The sequence below is a fragment of the Veillonella sp. AS16 genome, from assembly GCF_000517785.1.
Classification (GTDB): Bacteria; Bacillota; Negativicutes; order Veillonellales; family Veillonellaceae; genus Veillonella; species Veillonella denticariosi.
This window is the reverse complement of the sequence record NZ_AZYX01000019.1, coordinates 16000-32746: the sequence shown is the minus strand read 5'-3', so window position 1 is coordinate 32746 and position 16747 is coordinate 16000. Positions and strand designations below refer to the sequence as shown.

Genomic DNA, 16747 nt, shown 5'->3' with positions numbered 1-16747 from the left:
TTATGGCCGATACTAAAAGTATGGTAGATGAGATCTTAAAGCGCGTATTGATGCGTATCGATGGTGCTGATTTAAGTAAAACTACAGGTGCAACAGGTAATGCATCTTGTGTATATGCTTCGTCACCTGTAAGTTCATCTACGACAAATCAACTACAAACTTCAATGATTACTGAACACGTAGGTAGTACTACAACAGGCGATACAATTGGTCTCGTAATTGCAAATGTAGACAGTCAAGTATTGGAAACTATGAAGCTCACTAAGTCATATCGATCCATCGGTATCTTAGGTTCACGTACAGGTGCAGGGCCGCAAATCATGGCCGCTGATGAAGCTGTAAAAGCGACGAATACAGAGATTGTTAGCATTGAGTTTGCCCGTGATATGAAAGGTGGTGCCGGTGCAGGCTCCCTTATCATATTTGGTGGCGATGATGTATCTGATGTAAGACGTTCTGTGGAAGTAGCATTACGTGAATTGGAACGTACTTTCAGCGAAGTATATATGAATGAAGCAGGCCATGTGGAGGTTCAATATACGGCTCGTTCAGGTGAAGCCTTAGTCACTGCATTTGGTGCGCCAGAAGGCAAAGCCTTTGGCTTGATTGTTGGTGCACCAGCGGCTATAGGTGTAGTTATGGCGGATACAGCAGTTAAGTCAGCTAATGTAGATGTGGTAGGTTATCGATCTCCATCGAGTTCAGCTATGTGCAACGAAGTTATTTTAGAAATCAGTGGGGATTCAGGAGCTGTTAAACAAGCTGTAAAAGCAGCACGCGATGTGGGATTAGTCTTATTAGAAACTATGGGAAGTACACCTAAGAATATAGGTCCTTCGTACATAATTTAATAAGTCGTGTTATAGGAATGTATGCATCCTACGTGCGAATTATCAAAAGAAATAGACGTCGGGAGGTGGCATGGTGAAAGATTCACTAGGGTTACTAGAAGTAGCTGGTTTACTGGGGGCTATTACCGCATCAGATGCAATGGTTAAGGCTGCAAATGTACGGCTGTTAGGAATAGAAAAGGCAAGAGGTCTTGGCTGGATGACTGTTAAGGTTGCTGGTGATGTAGCAGCTGTAGAAGCAGCTGTTCAAACTGGTGTAGCTATTACAAAAGGTTTGAACCTCTATGTAGCTCATAAAGTAATTCCTCGACCTGCAGAGGGTTTAGTAGAATCCTTTAATGATGACTTTACAGATAAGCCGGCTAAGATATCTGATGTTACAAAAGCAGCTAAGAAAACTGTAGATAATGAATCAGTAAAAGTAGAAGCTATTACTCCTGTGGAAGAAAAATCCGCATCAGATAAACAGGTTGTTGAGGTATTAGATGAAATCGTATCTACAATTATAGAACCGAAAAGTTCTAAGTCGACCGGTACGAAGAAAACGGCATCAAAGAAAAGCTCTAAAAAGAAATAATGTAGTAATTAATAAAGGAGATTATCATGAATAACGCATTAGGCATGGTAGAAACAAAAGGTTTAGTAGGCGCGATTGAAGCGGCTGATGCAATGGTAAAAGCAGCCAATGTTACATTAGAAGGTACTGAAAAAATTGGTTCTGGTCTTGTAACTGTAATGGTTCGCGGTGATGTGGGCGCTGTAAAAGCAGCTGTTGATGCAGGTTGTGGAGCAGCACAAAAAGTGGGCGAAGTAGTATCTACTCATGTGATTCCACGCCCTCATAGCGATGTAGAATTAATCTTACCGAAGAAAGGATAATAGTTTATGGATCGGGAACAGATTCGTGCTATCGTACGAGAAGTGATCGAAGCCATGTTCGAATCGTCTATTCCCGTAGGTGTGAGCAATAGACATGTCCACTTATGTCAGGAGGACTGGGATATATTATTTCCTAATCAGGCGATTACTAAGAAAAGTGACTTGAAGCAAACTGGAGAGTTTGCTTCAGAACAATCAGTTACCTTAGTGGGGCCTAAAGGAGTCATTCAGAATGTCCGCGTCTTAGGTCCTCTTAGAAAGCAGTCACAAGTGGAGGTGTCCTTGACCGATGCTCGTACATTGGGTATAAAGCCTCCGATTGTGTTATCTGGTCATCTAGAATCGGCAGTAGAGATTACTCTTTGTACCGAAAATGGTGAAGTTACAAGACCGATTTGTATCGTTGCAAAGCGTCATATTCATATGTCGCCTAATGATGCAAAACGGTTCCATGTAAACGACGGCGATAGCGTAAATGTTGAATTACAAACGACTGAACGCACTACTGTATTTAGTGACGTCATTGTTCGGGTCGTACCTGGCTTTGTTCTAGAACTTCATATTGATACAGATGAGGCAAATGCTGCCAATGTACAAGGTGCAACGATGGCGAGAATTGTACAGCAAAGTAGGTGATACGATGAAAGGCTTGAAAAAGGTAAATAATACATTGCAGGAGTTCTCGGAACTTGTTGAATTCAAACAAGTGAGTTCTCATAATCAAAAGAATTTGCGTGTAGGTATTGACCTTGGTACATCATCTATTGTCCTATCCGTGGTTAACGATAAAGGTAAACCTATATATGGCGCCTATGAATACAACGAGTCTATTCGAGATGGTCTTGTAGTTGACTATGTGGGAGCTGTTACAATTACGCAAGCGTTAAAGTCTAAGGCAGAAACAGCCTTAGGTACGAATCTTGTATATGCCGCAGCAGCTGTTCCACCTGGAACGATAGGCAAGAATAAAGATGTGGTAGGTCATGTGCTAGAAAGTGCAGGCTTTGAAGTTACTTGTATTCTAGACGAACCTACAGCCGCTGCTAATGTGCTAGGAATTACAGATGGAGCTGTTATCGATGTCGGTGGTGGTACTACGGGCATAAGTATTTTAAAGGATGGTCGAGTTGTATATACCGTAGATGAGCCTACAGGAGGAACCCATATGAATCTCGTTATCAGCGGGGCTTATGGAATCTCTATCCCAGAAGCGGAGGCTTATAAGCGCAACGAAGCAAATAAACGTGATGTATATGCAACGATACGCCCTGTTGTTGAAAAAATGGCAGCTATTTCTAAGCATGCGTTGCAAGAGGGTGGCTATGAAAATGGAACGCCTATAGTTGTTGTAGGTGGGGCTTCTAATTTTGAGGAGTTTACAAAAACTTTCAGTCAATATATAGGGCTGCCTGTTTATAAGCCACTTTATCCTGAATTTGTAACGCCCTTAGGAATTGCCATGGGAAGTGAGCCGTAATATGGATGCATTAGTTAAACTGGTGCTAGAACGCCTGGAAAAGCGCATGACATCCACGGTAACTTTTATTGTCACAGAGTGTAATAACTATGATGAACATATATTGTTGCAGAACCAACTCATTTCTTTTACTGGTGTAGATTATGGTCATATACGAGAGTTAATGAGCGATACATTGGTGCCATGGATTGTCTGCTTGCACCGTGCATTAGCTTATGAATGTGAGGTAACAATACGCCTTGTAGTTCCTGTTACCTCGTTAATGAGTCCAACAGTCATTTTAAACTGGCCTATCAAATTTTTAGATAAATCTGGTCGCCTTATATATGCTTGTCATCAAGCTTGGATAACGGCCTCTTTTATTCGATCTTGTGAAAGTCAGTCTATTATCGTCATATATAGGGGACAACGGTTCACCATGGCCGCTCGTGATGAGATAGAGCGCTTAGGTATCACAATAATTGAAGGGAACGAGAAGTATGCAAGTCGGTAAAGTGGTGGGTAGTATCGTATCTACTCAAAAGCATGAATCTCTAAAAGGAATGAAACTGATGATGGTAGATATTCTTGATGGAGAGCAAGGGTTGACGGGGCGCATAGAAATCGCCGTGGATACAGTATGTGCTGGTGAAGGTGAATATGTGCTTCTAACTCGAGGCTCATCGGCACGACATATTTTCGAAGATGATAAAGGCACTGCGGTAGATTGTGCTATTGTGGGTATTATTGATAGTTTTGAAAAATAATTGTATAGGAAATAGCTGGTGCCAGAGTTAAACCTAGTTATTGTGTCACATCATGAATGTATCCCTGATTGTGTACACCGTAAGTTGACATGGTCATTGCATCAGCAATGCAACCTATATGGAGGTTCATGATGGAAAACAATACACAGTTGAAAGAAATGATCCGCTCCATGGTTATAGATGTATTACAGGGGCAAAAGCAAGAGATAGCCTCATCGCAACCTATTAAACAAGTATCTGGAGGTCGTCAAGCTGAACCAGGCGTGTTTGATACGGTAGATGAAGCGATTCAAGCAGCAAAAGCAGCACAAGCACGCTTTGAAGAGTGCACTTTGGCAACTCGTGAAAAGGTAATAGCAGATATTCGTACTGCTATGCGCCCACGAGTACAAGAGTTCGCTCAGAAAACTGTTCAAGAAACAGGAATGGGTCGCGTTGCGGATAAAGTGCTGAAATTAAACCTAACACTAGATAAAACCCCAGGTGTAGAAGATCTTGTTACAGAATGTGAAACTGGTGACAATGGTATGACCTTATATGAATTGTCCGCATATGGTGTAATTGGTGCTATTACACCAAGCACTAATCCAGCAGAAACGTTAATATGTAATTCTATTGGTATGCTGGCAGCAGGAAATGCTATATTCTTTAGTGTGCATCCAGGCGCAAAGAATATAAGTAGATTACTTGTTAGTGAATTAAATCAAATTATTACAAAATCTATTGGCATTGAGAATCTCATTGTCACACTTCATGAACCATCGATTGAATCTGCTCAAGAGATGATGTTGCATCCGGATGTTAGTTTATTAGTTGTTACTGGTGGCCCCGGCGTTGTAAAACAAGCACTCCAAAGTGGTAAAAAGGTTATTGGCGCAGGGGCTGGAAACCCGCCGGCTTTTGTAGATGAAACAGCGGATATTAAAAAGGCGGCTCAAGATATTGTACTAGGTGCTAGTCTTGATAATAATATTCTTTGCATCGCCGAAAAAAGCGTAGTTGCAATGCGGCAAATTGAACCACAACTTGTTCAAGAAATGGTAAAAGTCGGATGTGTTCTTGTTGAAAATCAACAAGATATCCAACGTTTGGTAGAGTTGACAGTCTTGCCAAATGGAACACCAAATAAGAAGTTTGTTGGTAAGAATGCTAGTGTTATCCTTGATATGGCACAAATTCCATACAGCGGAGATCCTCGTTTGATTATTATAAGAACCCCAAAAGATCATCCCTTTGCAGTTATTGAAATGTTGATGCCGATTTTACCAGTTGTTACAGTCGATAGTTTTGAGGAAGGCCTTGAAGTTTGTCTAATGTTAGAAGCTGGATTACATCATACTGCAACAATGCATTCACTAAATATGGAACGACTTAATCGGATGGCTCAGAAAATGAAAACATCTATTTTTGTTAAAAATGGTCCATCTTATGCAGGACTTGGCTTTAGTGGGGAAGGGACAACTACATTTACTATTGCAACGCCAACTGGAGAATCGACAACCACAGCTCGATGCTTCGCGCGCCGTCGTAGATGTTGTTTAACGACAGGTTTTAATATACGATAGGTGGTGAGTATATGGATCAATGGACATTTCCTACGCAAATTTATGCAGGAGCCGATTCGTTGGATCGTCTTACAGAATTTAATAACGAATCTATTCTTATCATATGTGACCCCTTTTTGAAAGACTCACCAAACCTTTTGTATGTGATTGGACTTATGGACGACCAAAATAAGGTGAATGTTTATACTGATGTGGTACCTGATCCACCGATTACTCATGTAGCAAAAGGAATCGAGTTTATGGACAGCGTCAAACCGACTGTAATTATTGCTATCGGTGGAGGTTCTTGCATTGATATGAGTAAGGGTGTAGCTTATTTTGGGCGTAAGCTTAGACATATGGACATTAAAACCTTTATTGCCATTCCAACTACTAGTGGAACCGGATCAGAGGTAACATCTTTTGCTGTTCTGACAGATAGTGAAACACAAATAAAATATCCACTTCTTGATGATGCGGTATTACCTGACGAAGCTTTATTAACACCGTTATTCGTAAAGACATCTCCACCAAATGTTACTGCATATAGTGGCATGGATGTTCTTGTACATGCACTTGAAGCCTATGTGGCAATAGAAGCGAATAACTTTACTGATGCTTTGGCTCAAAGGGCTATAGAGCTTGTATTTGAATATTTACCAAAATGTTATAAATCAACAGCAACAGATCATGATAGAATGTCTATGCATGAAGCATCATGTTTAGCGGGTCTTTCTTTTAACAAGGCTGGATTAGGTATAGTTCATGCTATGGCTCATCAGCTAGGAGGACAATTTCATGTCCCGCACGGCCTAGCTAATAGTATGTTATTACCATATGTAATAGCCTTTAATTGTGCTCATAATTCAGCGGTGATGCGGAAATACGCAGATTTATCTATAAAACTCGGTTATGGATCTCCGGATATATCAGATAAGGATAAAATAGGTACTCTATTAATGGCGATTGTTAAATTACAGCATACTTTAGAATGCCCAATGAGTCTTACCGATTTTGGGATTGATAAGGTTCAGTCTGAAGTAAAGCTTGAACTTATGGCAGATAGAGCATTAGAGGATATGTGTTATCGATTTAATCCATATCCTGCTAATCGTAATGATCTTATTGGTTTGTATAAAAATGTACTTTAGAAGATTTGTAAAATTATGTTTTGAATATTATTTAAAAAGAGGCTTTAATGATAATCATTGAAGTCTCTTTTTGTTATAGATTAATTAAAGGTATCAATAGATACGCTATTTTTATATTATAATGATATAATAATTTACAAAACCTATAATAAATTTGGCTTTGTAAATCAAATTAGGCATATTCTTTATAACTCATTGTAATATAGAAAAACTTAGATTTTAGCTGGATTTGTTGTATAATATAAGTATAGAATATTTAAAATTTTAGATGTTCTTGTGAAGGTTAGGTGTTACTGTGAAAGCTTACTTACGTTTAATTTCGATTATATGTAAGGGTGTAGTTGATATGCGCTACTTTCACGTAAGAAAGTATGATTTTGATTGAATCATACGGTTATCATAAAGAGAGGTATCTATGCAACACATGCTACGCATGGGGATTGATGTGGGGTCTACGACTGTTAAGGTCGTATTATTGGACGAACAAGATAATTATTTGTATAAAAAATATATTCGCCATTATGCTAATATTTTGGATACCGTACATACTTTGCTTCAAGAGGCTCAAGTGGGCTATGAAGATGCACAGGTGCATGTATCTGTTACGGGGTCCGGCGGTATGGCTATGGCTGAAAAGGTGCGTGTACCGTTTGTACAAGAGGTTATTGCGGAAACGCGGGCTATTAAGGCTTTATATCCACAGACGGATGTCATCATCGAATTAGGCGGTGAAGATGCGAAGGTAACCTATTTAGGTCAAACCGCTGAGCACCGAATGAACGGTTCCTGTGCAGGCGGTACGGGCGCTTTCATCGATCAGATGGCGACATTACTGCAAACGGATGCATCCGGTCTCAACCAGTTGGCGATGAATGCCGATACGGTTTATCCGATTGCGGCGCGTTGCGGCGTTTTCGCCAAGACAGACGTGCAGGCTTTGCTGAACCAAGGTGCATCTCATGAGAATATCGCGAAATCCGTATTTCAAGCCATTGTGAATCAGACGATTGCCGGTCTTGCGTGTGGTCATAAAATTGAAGGTAATGTGGCCTTTCTCGGCGGTCCGTTGACATTCTTGTCCGAATTGCGTCAATGCTTCTGCGATACATTGAATCTTGATGAGGAACATCGCATTATTCCTGAGAACGGCGAGCTTTTCGTCGCATTAGGGGCGGCGTTGATGAAAGAAGACTGTCGCGACATCACGGTAGGTCAGTTGACGAAGGAAATCGGTAACCTTATCGGCGAGCCCATGGAAGCGACGGACCGTATTGATCCTCTGTTTGCCAATGAGCAGGAACTGGAGGCATTCCGTGCGCGCCATGCGAAGGCGGTGACGCCGAAGGCGAATATCGAGGATGCTGAAGGACCTTGTTATCTCGGTATCGATGCAGGGTCGACGACGCTGAAAGTCGTGCTGATTAACAGCAATAAGGAAATCATTTTTTCTCATTACGGTCCTAACCACGGGAAACCGTTAGAAAAATCCCGAGAGATCATTGAAAAAATATATGAACAGTTGCCGAAGAAGGCTTATATCGCTCATTCCGGTGTTACCGGCTATGGGGAAGCCTTCTTGAAACGTGCCCTCGGTATCGATATCGGGGAAGTGGAAACGATGGCCCATTATCGGGCGGCCCGCTTCTTCTGCCCTGATGTGTCCTTTATCCTGGACATCGGCGGACAGGACATGAAATGCTGTAAAGTTCGCGACGGTTATATCGAGGACATCGTATTGAATGAAGCCTGTTCCTCAGGTTGCGGTTCTTTCATCGATACATTCGCGACCGGTCTGCGCATTCCTATTGATCAGTTCGCCAAGGAAGGCCTGTTGGCACCGTTGCCGATTGACCTGGGGTCCCGTTGTACGGTATTCATGAATTCCAAGGTAAAGCAGGCTCAAAAGGAAGGGGCCACAGTGCAGGACATTGCGGCCGGCCTTGCGTATTCCGTTATTAAAAATGCCCTTTACAAGGTTCTCAAGGTAAAAGACCCTAAAGAACTGGGCGACCATATCGTCGTACAAGGCGGTACGTTCTACAACGAATCCGTATTGCGCGCCTTTGAAAAATTGATGGGCGTAGAGGTAATCAGGCCTGATGTTTCCGGACTGATGGGCGCTTATGGGATGGCGTTACTTGCGGCTGAAACGGCAGAAGACCTCCAAATTCAGAACAGCACATTGCTCGATAGTGAAGGCCTCGCATCGTTGCAGGTGTCTACGACGATGCGCAATTGCGGTCTGTGCTCCAATAACTGTATGCTCACCATCAATGCCTTTTCGGACGGGCGTACCTATGTTACGGGAAACCGTTGTGATCGCGGTGCAGGCGATATGATTCAAGAGGCGCGAAAACCGGTGCCGAACTTGGTGGAGGTCAAATTACGTCGTTATTTCGACTACTATTTAAAGAAAAATATTCCGGAATTTGAAGGCAAGTTGCGCGTCGGCATTCCTCGTGTGCTCAATATGTATGAGGACTTTCCGTTCTGGTTCACATTCTTCAATACATTAGGTTGTGAAGTCATCTTATCCGATTACACCACCAAGGATCAGTATAACAAGGCTATCGATACGATTCCGTCCGATACGGCGTGTTATCCGGCGAAGGCTGTACACGGTCATATTCGCGATTTGGCGAATTCTCAGGTGGACTTTATATGGTATCCATGTGTGCAGCATGGCCCTAAGGAGTTCAGCCGAGACAATAATTATCACTGTCCGATGGTTATTTCCTATCCGGAACTGATTAAAAATAACATGCAGGATGTACTCGGCGATACACCGTTCCATAGTCCGTTCCTGCCGTTGGCGGATAAGAAATCTCTTGTTCCCGCCCTTGTGAAAGCATTGGATTTCCTTGATTTCAAGAAAAAGGATATTGCCGATGCTGTCGAAAAGGCCTGGGAAGAGCAGGAAAAGTGTAAGGCTTCGTACAGAGAAACTACAAAGAAAACTGTATCCCGTCTCGTAGCGGAACAGATTCCGACCATCGTGTTGGCGGGACGCCCGTACCATTTGGACTCCGGTATCAACCACGGTATTCCTGAACTTATTACATCCCTCGGGATGGCGGTCCTCACCGAGGATGGGGTAGCACCTCTCGGCAATGAAATTAAACATCTGCGCGTTGTCGATCAGTGGTCATACCATAGTCGTCTATATCGTGCAGCTGAATTTGTGAGTCGTACGGAAGGATTCCAAATCGTTGAACTCAATTCGTTCGGTTGCGGCCTTGACTCTATCGTAGCCGATCAGGTGAAAGATATACTTTCAGCAAAACATAAGATTCATACATTGTTGAAGATTGACGAAGGCACGAATCTCGGTGCCGTTACGATTCGCTTGCGCTCCTTGCAATCTGTAATGGAACGCAGCTTGCGACGTCATCATAATCCTGAGGCTCCGGAAGAGGTCGTTGTGGACCAAACGCCGGCTTATGATTATAACCGCGTCGTGTTTACCGAGGAAATGCGCAAGACTTACAAAATCCTGGTGCCTCAAATGTCGCCGTTGCATTTTAGCCTCTTAGAACCTGTTCTTCAGAGTGAAGGCTATGATTTTGATTTGTTGCCGGCTCCGACTCGGGACGATATCGAAGTAGGCCTCAAGTATATTAATAATGATGCGTGTTACCCCGCAATTATCGTCGTAGGACAGCTCATGGCCGCGTTGTTATCCGGTAAATACGATGTGAATAAAACAGCTGTTATCATTTCTCAAACAGGTGGCGGCTGTCGTGCGACGAACTATATCGGCTACTTGCGTAAAGCCCTCATCGATGCGGGCATGAAACAGGTTCCGATTCTATCCCTCAATGCGAGCGATATGGAACGTCAACCGGGCTTTAAATTGACCAAGGGCTTCCTGCATCGCATGATTCAGGCTGTCGTATACGGCGATGCCCTCATGCAATGCGTACTGGCTACACGTCCGTATGAAACGAATCCGGGCTCGACCGATGCATTATGTAATTACTGGGTTGAAAAGCTCCGTAAGAATATCACTTCGGCCAGTCTTCGTCAGTACAGTAAGTACATCAAGGAGATTATCAATGATTTTGATAATCTTCCGGTTGATAAAAAGGTGCAGAAACCTCGTGTCGGTGTCGTAGGGGAAATTTACGTTAAATTCCATCCGAGCGCCAATAATAATATCAATGAACTCATTGAAAAAGAAGGCGGAGAAGTCGTTACGTCCGGCTTGCTCGACTTCTTCCTGTACTGTGCAATGGACAGCACCTATCGTGCTAAGCATTTGGACGGCACATGGTTGTCCGGGTTCTTCGGTACATTGGCTCGTGAAGCGCTTGAATTGTATCGTCTGCCATACGCGAAGGCTGTTGCCGCCTCGAAACACTTTGATCCGTTACAACGGATGACGAAGGTGGCGAAAGAAGCGTCTCACTTTATCGACCTCGGCAACCAATGCGGTGAAGGCTGGTTCCTTACCGGGGATATGATTGACCTCATTGAAAAGGGGGCTAAACAGGTCGTGTGCTTGCAACCGTTCGGCTGTCTGCCGAACCATGTGACCGGTAAGGGGATGGTGAAAACACTATCGGCCGCTTATCCGGACGTGCGCATTGCCGCCATCGACTACGACCCGGGCTCCAGTGCGGTAAACCAGGCAAACCGCTTGAAACTGCTATTGTCGACAATGTTCGAGTAAATGAGTATTCCGTTATATTTTCAATGGGGTCCCGTTACATATCGATAATTTAATTAAAAAGAGACTACCTATACCTCCGCGCTCCAAAGCGAGCTAAGTCGCGCATCGGTATAGGTAGTCTCTTTTTATAACTGTATATATGAAGCAGTCCCATTGAAAATATAACTAGTGTAGATGGTAGAGGGAGGAGATGAGGCTATGCCACATCTCTTTTCCCTACAATCAGTTGAGCATGCGCTTTCCGTTATGGTGCTTAGTCTATTTGTAAAAAAAATAGCCGATTTTAATTTAACTGTATAGCCCCTCAATGGGACGCCTCCACAGTTAGGTTAATATAAATAAGATACCCATTTCCGAAGCGATTTTACGGAACGTAGTGACGTACTGAGCAAGGAAAGGGGTATCTTATTTATATACTAATAGTATTCTGTTGTAGTCGGGCCCCATTGTGGGGCTCACATAAATGTATAAAAGAGATTATTCTTTTTCTACTAATCCATATAGGCACAATAAGGAAAGTGCTGCACATACCAGCATTGTTATCCCCATGGGAACCCCTGTATGTTCTCCGCCAATCCCCACGAGTGGAGACACGAGCCCTGCCGAGAACATGCTTGCGAAGCCGAGTATGGCGGAGGCGCTACCGGCGAGCTTCCCGTATTTTGTCATCGCCATGGAAAATGATGCAGAGCCGAATAGGGAGACCGTACATACTGTAAAGAACAAGATGATTGTTACAGGGGTGAGCGGCCACTCAAGGAGCATGGCTGTTAAAAACAATGCGGAGCCGATGGTGAGTTGCCAAAGGCTGAAAGATAAAAGTTGGCGACTCGTTATGATATTGCTCGCTTTAGCACTGATGAAGCTGGCTAAGATGATGCCGCAGCTGTTGATACCGAAGAGGTAACTGAATTCCTGGGCCGACAGATGGAATATATTTTGATATACAAAGGATGAACCAGAGATATAGGAAAAGAAGGCACCGAATGCAAAGAATTGAATTAGAGTCTGACCCAGAAAGGCTTTGTCTTTAATGAGTCTGACATAATTAGCTAAGGCTGTGCTCACACCTCCGGTAACACGCTGATTCTTCGGTAAGCTTTCACGAAATAAGAATGATCCTATCAATAAGATAAAGGAGAATACCGCCAAAATGACAAAAATCATGCGCCATGTGGTGAATAACAGCAGTTGTCCGCCGATGAGCGGAGCCAATACAGGGGCTAATCCGTTGACCATCATGAGCAAGGCAAAGAGTTTTGTCAGTTCTTGTCCCGATGCAAAGTCGCGGGCGATGGCTTTGGCGATAACGACGCCTACAGAGCCTGTTAGACCTTGTAGAAAGCGCCCTAGTAACAGTATTTCAATGCTCGGCGCATAGGCGCAGATAACGCTGGAAATAACGCATAACAGGTTTCCGATAACAAGTGGTGTCTTACGGCCGAGCGTATCGCTGATAGGGCCTCCGAAGAGTTGTCCTAAAGCGATGCCGAATGTCATGATACCGATGGTCATCTGAATATTTGAGGCGGATGTATTGAGTTCGCCGGGCATAATCGGTAAGGATGGCAGGTACATGTCGGTCGCCAACGGTGTGATGGCTGTTAATAGACCGAGGAAGACTACAAGGATAAAGGAGACCTTGGTGGAGTTTTGCTGAGTCATAGTATTCTCCTATATAAAAATGAAAAAATAAAAGCCTGCGAATCGCACTTCGCAGACTGCATGTAATGTTTTGACTTAAATATTTTATCATGATTGAGCAAAAAAAGGAACAGCTCGTAGGAGCTGTTCCTTTTTGTTCATATGTTTAGAAGAACATATGATGAATTTCATGGATGAAATGTTGCCCGAAGTAGGAGATACAACCATGCATAATGATGAAGATGAGGAAGTATTTGAATGCGCTGTTCATGATAACGCTAGCTTCGATTTCATGCTCTAATTTATGAGCTTCTTCAGCGTTGACTTCCTTATGGCTTTCTAGGTATGCTTTCAAAGCAGGACCTACGGCGCCGATGGAAATGGCGATGGATTGTGGAGACAACATTTTACCGATACCGGCTGCACCGGAGTTAACAGCTGCCAACCAGAAGCCTAGGTCTTCGAAGTTTGTAGGATTCAAGCCTTGAGCAGCTGCGATTTGAAGTGGTCCGAACAATACGTTGGAGTTTGTACCGGAACCCGTTAAGAATGCACCCAATGCACCTACTATAGGAGCGAATAGTGGATACAGGGAACCTGTACCTGCGACCATTGCTTTTGCGATGTCTGCAGTCATACCGGAGTATGTCATCAATTTAGCAGTCATAACAACTGTGATGATAGTAAGGTATGTAAACTTCAAGTTTTTAACGGTGTTACCCAATGTACCGAAGATTTCACCGGCTTTTGCTTTTTGGATGAAACCGCCAAGAATACCAGCGATGAAAATCATGATACCAGGAGTTGCAATCCATACGAATGTATAAGGTTTTGCACCGGGACCTTGGTAAATAGGTACAGATGTTTTAATGGATGCAAGCGGACCGTTAATCGCAGGGAACAATTTGGAAGTTAATAGCAATAATACGAAGATTAAGATGAACGGCATTGCCGCTACAAGGCCTTCGCCACCGGAAACTTTAGGAACTTCACCGGTCTGTTTAACCGCGTATTCAGGATCATTAGGAGGCATAATTTTTGCACAGATAATGATAACCGCCATGATTACGATGGATGCGGAGATTACGGATAATTCAGGACCCATTACCGCATTGATTACTGTTTCGGGAACCGCTAATGCTAAACCGGAAAGTAATGTTACAAGGAATACGCCTTTTAGCGCTTTAATACCGCCACCGATGATCATAACAACGAAGAACGGTGCGATAAGGTTAAGCAAGAATAATTGGACGGAAATGAATGTACCCAAATGGCTCGGGTCAAGGTTTGTTAAGGATGCCAATGTAGTTGTTGGAATCCCGATGGAACCGAATGTAGTCGGTACGGAGTTTGCAACGAGACATGCAATGATAGATTTTAGCGGGTCAAAACCTACGGCAACCATCATAGCTGCAGGGATTGCAACGGCAGTACCGAAGCCGGCCATACCTTCCATGAAAGCGCCGAAGCCCCATGCTAATAGTAATGCAAGTACGCGAGTATCAGATGTTACAGAAGAAAGCATGGTTTTAATTGTTTCCATAGCTTTCGTATATACTACCAAGTTGTAAACGAAGATAGCAGCTGTAATAACTAATAGAATTGGCCAGATTGCCAATGCGGCACCTTCAAGGGCACCGGTGACCATGATGAATGGGTCAGATTGGAATGCTGTAATAGCGATAACAAAAGAACCGATTGCAGCAACGCTGGTTGCTTGCCATGCCGGTAATTTTAAGATGGATAATGCTACGATTAACCAAATGATAGGCGCTAACGCTAACAAAACGGTGATAGCACTCATTTCTAAGATCATCCTTTCGATAAAATAAAAATTTTTATATGCTTAACAGGACGATGTAGTGTTAATCAAATTATTTGATGAGTAAAATACTATTATATAATTTTGTAAAAGTTCAGCAAAAATAAGAAACTACAACATATTAATAGATATACTTATCGCAAAAAGTGATATAATCTCTAAAAATTTTTAACCTCATCGTTGTGAGAGGTTAAAACATAAGAGAGGGGACATAAACAGTGTTTATGTCCCCTTTCTGTACTAACTACATGTCCGTGTCAGGGCCAATACTAACTTAAGGTATTAGTAGTTACCTTTGAACATTGTAGCAGGAGCTTCTGGTACATAATCGCCAAAGTAGGATTTGAAATCAAGGCCTAATTCGTTGCAAAGGTCTTGAACTTCAAGCATTGTACCGTTAAGAACAGGGATACCTTCTGCTTTAACTTTAGCAACGGATTCGTGTTCTTTTTCACCATGAGTGTAGATACGATCTTGACCTTGAGCTTTAGGTGCTTCACGTAATTCTTGTAAGAATTGAGAGAAGTGTTTTTTGATTTCAGCTGGGTCGCCGAAGAATTCAGGGTTGATAGCCATGAAACCGTGGCAGATATTGGATTTACCGCCAACCATACATTTGTTGGAAGTGCCGCCTTGGGACAAGATGGAGGAGAATAATTCAGCAATCATGCCGTTACCATAACCTTTATGGCCGCCAAGAACTTCAGTAGCACCGCCTAGAGGAAGGATACCGCCGCCTTCATGACGGGAGATGTTGCCCAATACTTCAGCTGCATCAGTGGAAGGAACGCCGTCTTTATTAACAGCCCAGCCGTCTGGAGTAGCTTTGCCCATTTTGTTGTACATTTCGAGTTTACCGCGAGTTACAACAGTAGTAGAGCAGTCGAAGAAGAAGTCAACAGGATCAGCCGGCACAGTCCAAGCGATAGGGTTGGAACCGAGCATAGCTTTACGAGCATATACAGGAACCATGATTGCTTCGGAGTTTGTACAGGAGAAACCGATTAAGCCTTGGTCGGATGCCATTTTAGCATAGTAGCCGGCGATACCGTAGTGGTTGGAGTTACGTACGGATACGATACCAACACCGGATTTTTTAGCTTTTTCGATAGCCATTTCCATAGCTTTGTGGCCTAATAGTTGACCCATGCCGTCATGACCGTCGATAACTGCGGAGATTGGAGTTTCTTTTACAATTTCTGGTTTAGCGTCGATTTTGATCAAACCGTTAGTGATACCTTTGTGGTAACGAACCATACGTTGCATACCATGGCTTTGAATACCGAACAAGTCGGAAGTTAAAAGTACATCTTGGATGATGTCCGCTTCTTTTTCAGTGAAACCGAATTTTTGGAAAGCGTCCATGCTTAATTTTTTTAGTGTTTCATAAGGGAATAACACAGTGTTTTTTGCGTCTGCCATTGTTAAAACCTCTTTTCAGAAAAATGTACCTGATATAGCCAACTCCGCTTCGCGACAACCATGAACATTACATGATGTCCGGTGAGCTCTATATCCTCTCAAATGACACTGTCAGTATAGCACAGATACAAGTGATGTTGAATAGTTTTACATAGTGAATAACATTACTAAATACGCATAAGCTACGGTGATTTTCATCACAAAATCTGTAATTCATTCTTATAATGTCCGATTATACCTAAAATCATATAGGTATTACTTTTAGTCATCGATGGACGTGTTTTTTATAAAATTACAGAATTTTTATAGGCATTATTACTATATCTGTTCAATATTATAGAAAGAATGATAATGGATAGATATCGATAAATATTGAATTGTTCAAATTTATATATCACATTTTATGATGAGGTAATATATATAATGTGATAACTGAATGTATTGATATACATTTCGGTGCGTGATGTATATTCTGAAAGAAACAGGATTGTATCAAAGATTACACCTATTATATAAATCCTATATTATAATATAAATAT

At 42.6% G+C, this 16747-nt stretch carries 13 protein-coding genes; 10 read left to right on the top strand and 3 right to left on the bottom strand.

Translation table 11 applies throughout. The features are described from left to right. Positions 1-2: 2 nt before the first annotated feature. The 10 genes from pduB (at position 3) to HMPREF1521_RS06195 (ending at position 11320) form a co-directional block, all read left to right on the top strand. Complete coding sequence (gene pduB / locus HMPREF1521_RS06240) at positions 3-851, top strand: propanediol utilization microcompartment protein PduB (RefSeq protein WP_038117198.1); 849 nt, start codon at positions 3-5, stop codon at positions 849-851. A 70-nt stretch (positions 852-921) separates the two neighbouring features. Continuing rightward, the gene (locus tag HMPREF1521_RS09140; RefSeq protein WP_051435766.1) at positions 922-1428 is read left to right on the top strand and encodes a BMC domain-containing protein; all 507 of its coding nucleotides are present in this window, start codon (positions 922-924) and stop codon (positions 1426-1428) included. 26 nt (positions 1429-1454) lie between these two features. Continuing rightward, positions 1455-1730 carry a propanediol utilization microcompartment protein PduA gene (gene pduA / locus HMPREF1521_RS06230; protein ID WP_038117197.1) on the top strand — a complete coding sequence of 92 codons (276 nt, stop codon included), beginning with the start codon at positions 1455-1457 and terminating at the stop codon, positions 1728-1730. A 6-nt stretch (positions 1731-1736) separates the two neighbouring features. After that, positions 1737-2366, top strand: coding sequence for a phosphate propanoyltransferase (gene pduL / locus HMPREF1521_RS06225; protein WP_038117196.1), 630 nt, complete (start codon positions 1737-1739; stop codon positions 2364-2366). Between the two features lie 4 nt (positions 2367-2370). After that, entirely contained in the window at positions 2371-3207 is an 837-nt protein-coding gene (gene eutJ / locus HMPREF1521_RS06220) for an ethanolamine utilization protein EutJ (RefSeq protein WP_038117195.1), read from the top strand. Position 3208: 1 nt separating this feature from the next. After that, complete coding sequence (pduM, locus tag HMPREF1521_RS06215; protein WP_038117194.1) at positions 3209-3700, top strand: PduM family microcompartment protein; 492 nt, start codon at positions 3209-3211, stop codon at positions 3698-3700. Next, the gene (locus tag HMPREF1521_RS06210; protein WP_038117192.1) at positions 3687-3953 is read left to right on the top strand and encodes a EutN/CcmL family microcompartment protein; all 267 of its coding nucleotides are present in this window, start codon (positions 3687-3689) and stop codon (positions 3951-3953) included. The genes pduM and HMPREF1521_RS06210 overlap by 14 nt, the downstream gene beginning before the upstream one ends. A 131-nt stretch (positions 3954-4084) precedes the next feature. Next, positions 4085-5518: an aldehyde dehydrogenase family protein gene (locus tag HMPREF1521_RS06205; RefSeq protein ID WP_038117190.1), complete on the top strand. Its 1434-nt coding sequence runs from the start codon at positions 4085-4087 to the stop codon at positions 5516-5518. 11 nt (positions 5519-5529) lie between these two features. Next, on the top strand, positions 5530-6648 hold the full coding sequence (locus HMPREF1521_RS06200) for a 1-propanol dehydrogenase PduQ (protein WP_038117188.1): 1119 nt from the start codon (positions 5530-5532) through the stop codon (positions 6646-6648). A gap of 415 nt (positions 6649-7063) precedes the next feature. After that, positions 7064-11320, top strand: a complete 4257-nt coding sequence (locus HMPREF1521_RS06195) for a 2-hydroxyacyl-CoA dehydratase (RefSeq protein WP_038117186.1) — start codon at positions 7064-7066, stop codon at positions 11318-11320. Between the two features lie 477 nt (positions 11321-11797). Here the strand turns inward: HMPREF1521_RS06195 and HMPREF1521_RS06190 are convergent, their stop codons facing one another. From HMPREF1521_RS06190 to HMPREF1521_RS06180, 3 genes are all read right to left on the bottom strand, one after another. Beyond that, positions 11798-12985 (bottom strand): multidrug effflux MFS transporter, encoded by a 1188-nt coding sequence (locus HMPREF1521_RS06190; RefSeq protein WP_038117185.1) that lies wholly within the window; start codon positions 12983-12985, stop codon positions 11798-11800. 145 nt (positions 12986-13130) lie between these two features. Beyond that, positions 13131-14768: an L-lactate permease gene (locus tag HMPREF1521_RS06185; RefSeq protein ID WP_038117182.1), complete on the bottom strand. Its 1638-nt coding sequence runs from the start codon at positions 14766-14768 to the stop codon at positions 13131-13133. 300 nt (positions 14769-15068) lie between these two features. Then, positions 15069-16208, bottom strand: a complete 1140-nt coding sequence (locus HMPREF1521_RS06180) for an Ldh family oxidoreductase (RefSeq protein ID WP_038117179.1) — start codon at positions 16206-16208, stop codon at positions 15069-15071. Positions 16209-16747 lie beyond the last annotated feature (539 nt).

Bases quoted from the DNA above. Each gene is read 5' to 3' on its own strand.
- pduM (WP_038117194.1), top strand. From the start codon at position 3,209: ATGGATGCATTAGTTAAACTGGTGCTAGAACGCCTGGAAAAGCGCATG.
- pduB (WP_038117198.1), top strand. From the start codon at position 3: ATGGCCGATACTAAAAGTATGGTAGATGAGATCTTAAAGCGCGTATTG.
- pduL (WP_038117196.1), top strand. From the start codon at position 1,737: ATGGATCGGGAACAGATTCGTGCTATCGTACGAGAAGTGATCGAAGCC.
- HMPREF1521_RS06205 (WP_038117190.1), top strand. From the start codon at position 4,085: ATGGAAAACAATACACAGTTGAAAGAAATGATCCGCTCCATGGTTATA.
- HMPREF1521_RS06200 (WP_038117188.1), top strand. From the start codon at position 5,530: ATGGATCAATGGACATTTCCTACGCAAATTTATGCAGGAGCCGATTCG.
- HMPREF1521_RS06195 (WP_038117186.1), top strand. From the start codon at position 7,064: ATGCAACACATGCTACGCATGGGGATTGATGTGGGGTCTACGACTGTT.
- HMPREF1521_RS06185 (WP_038117182.1), bottom strand. From the start codon at position 14,768: ATGAGTGCTATCACCGTTTTGTTAGCGTTAGCGCCTATCATTTGGTTA.
- HMPREF1521_RS09140 (WP_051435766.1), top strand. From the start codon at position 922: ATGGTGAAAGATTCACTAGGGTTACTAGAAGTAGCTGGTTTACTGGGG.
- HMPREF1521_RS06180 (WP_038117179.1), bottom strand. From the start codon at position 16,208: ATGGCAGACGCAAAAAACACTGTGTTATTCCCTTATGAAACACTAAAA.
- HMPREF1521_RS06190 (WP_038117185.1), bottom strand. From the start codon at position 12,985: ATGACTCAGCAAAACTCCACCAAGGTCTCCTTTATCCTTGTAGTCTTC.
- pduA (WP_038117197.1), top strand. From the start codon at position 1,455: ATGAATAACGCATTAGGCATGGTAGAAACAAAAGGTTTAGTAGGCGCG.
- eutJ (WP_038117195.1), top strand. From the start codon at position 2,371: ATGAAAGGCTTGAAAAAGGTAAATAATACATTGCAGGAGTTCTCGGAA.
- HMPREF1521_RS06210 (WP_038117192.1), top strand. From the start codon at position 3,687: ATGCAAGTCGGTAAAGTGGTGGGTAGTATCGTATCTACTCAAAAGCAT.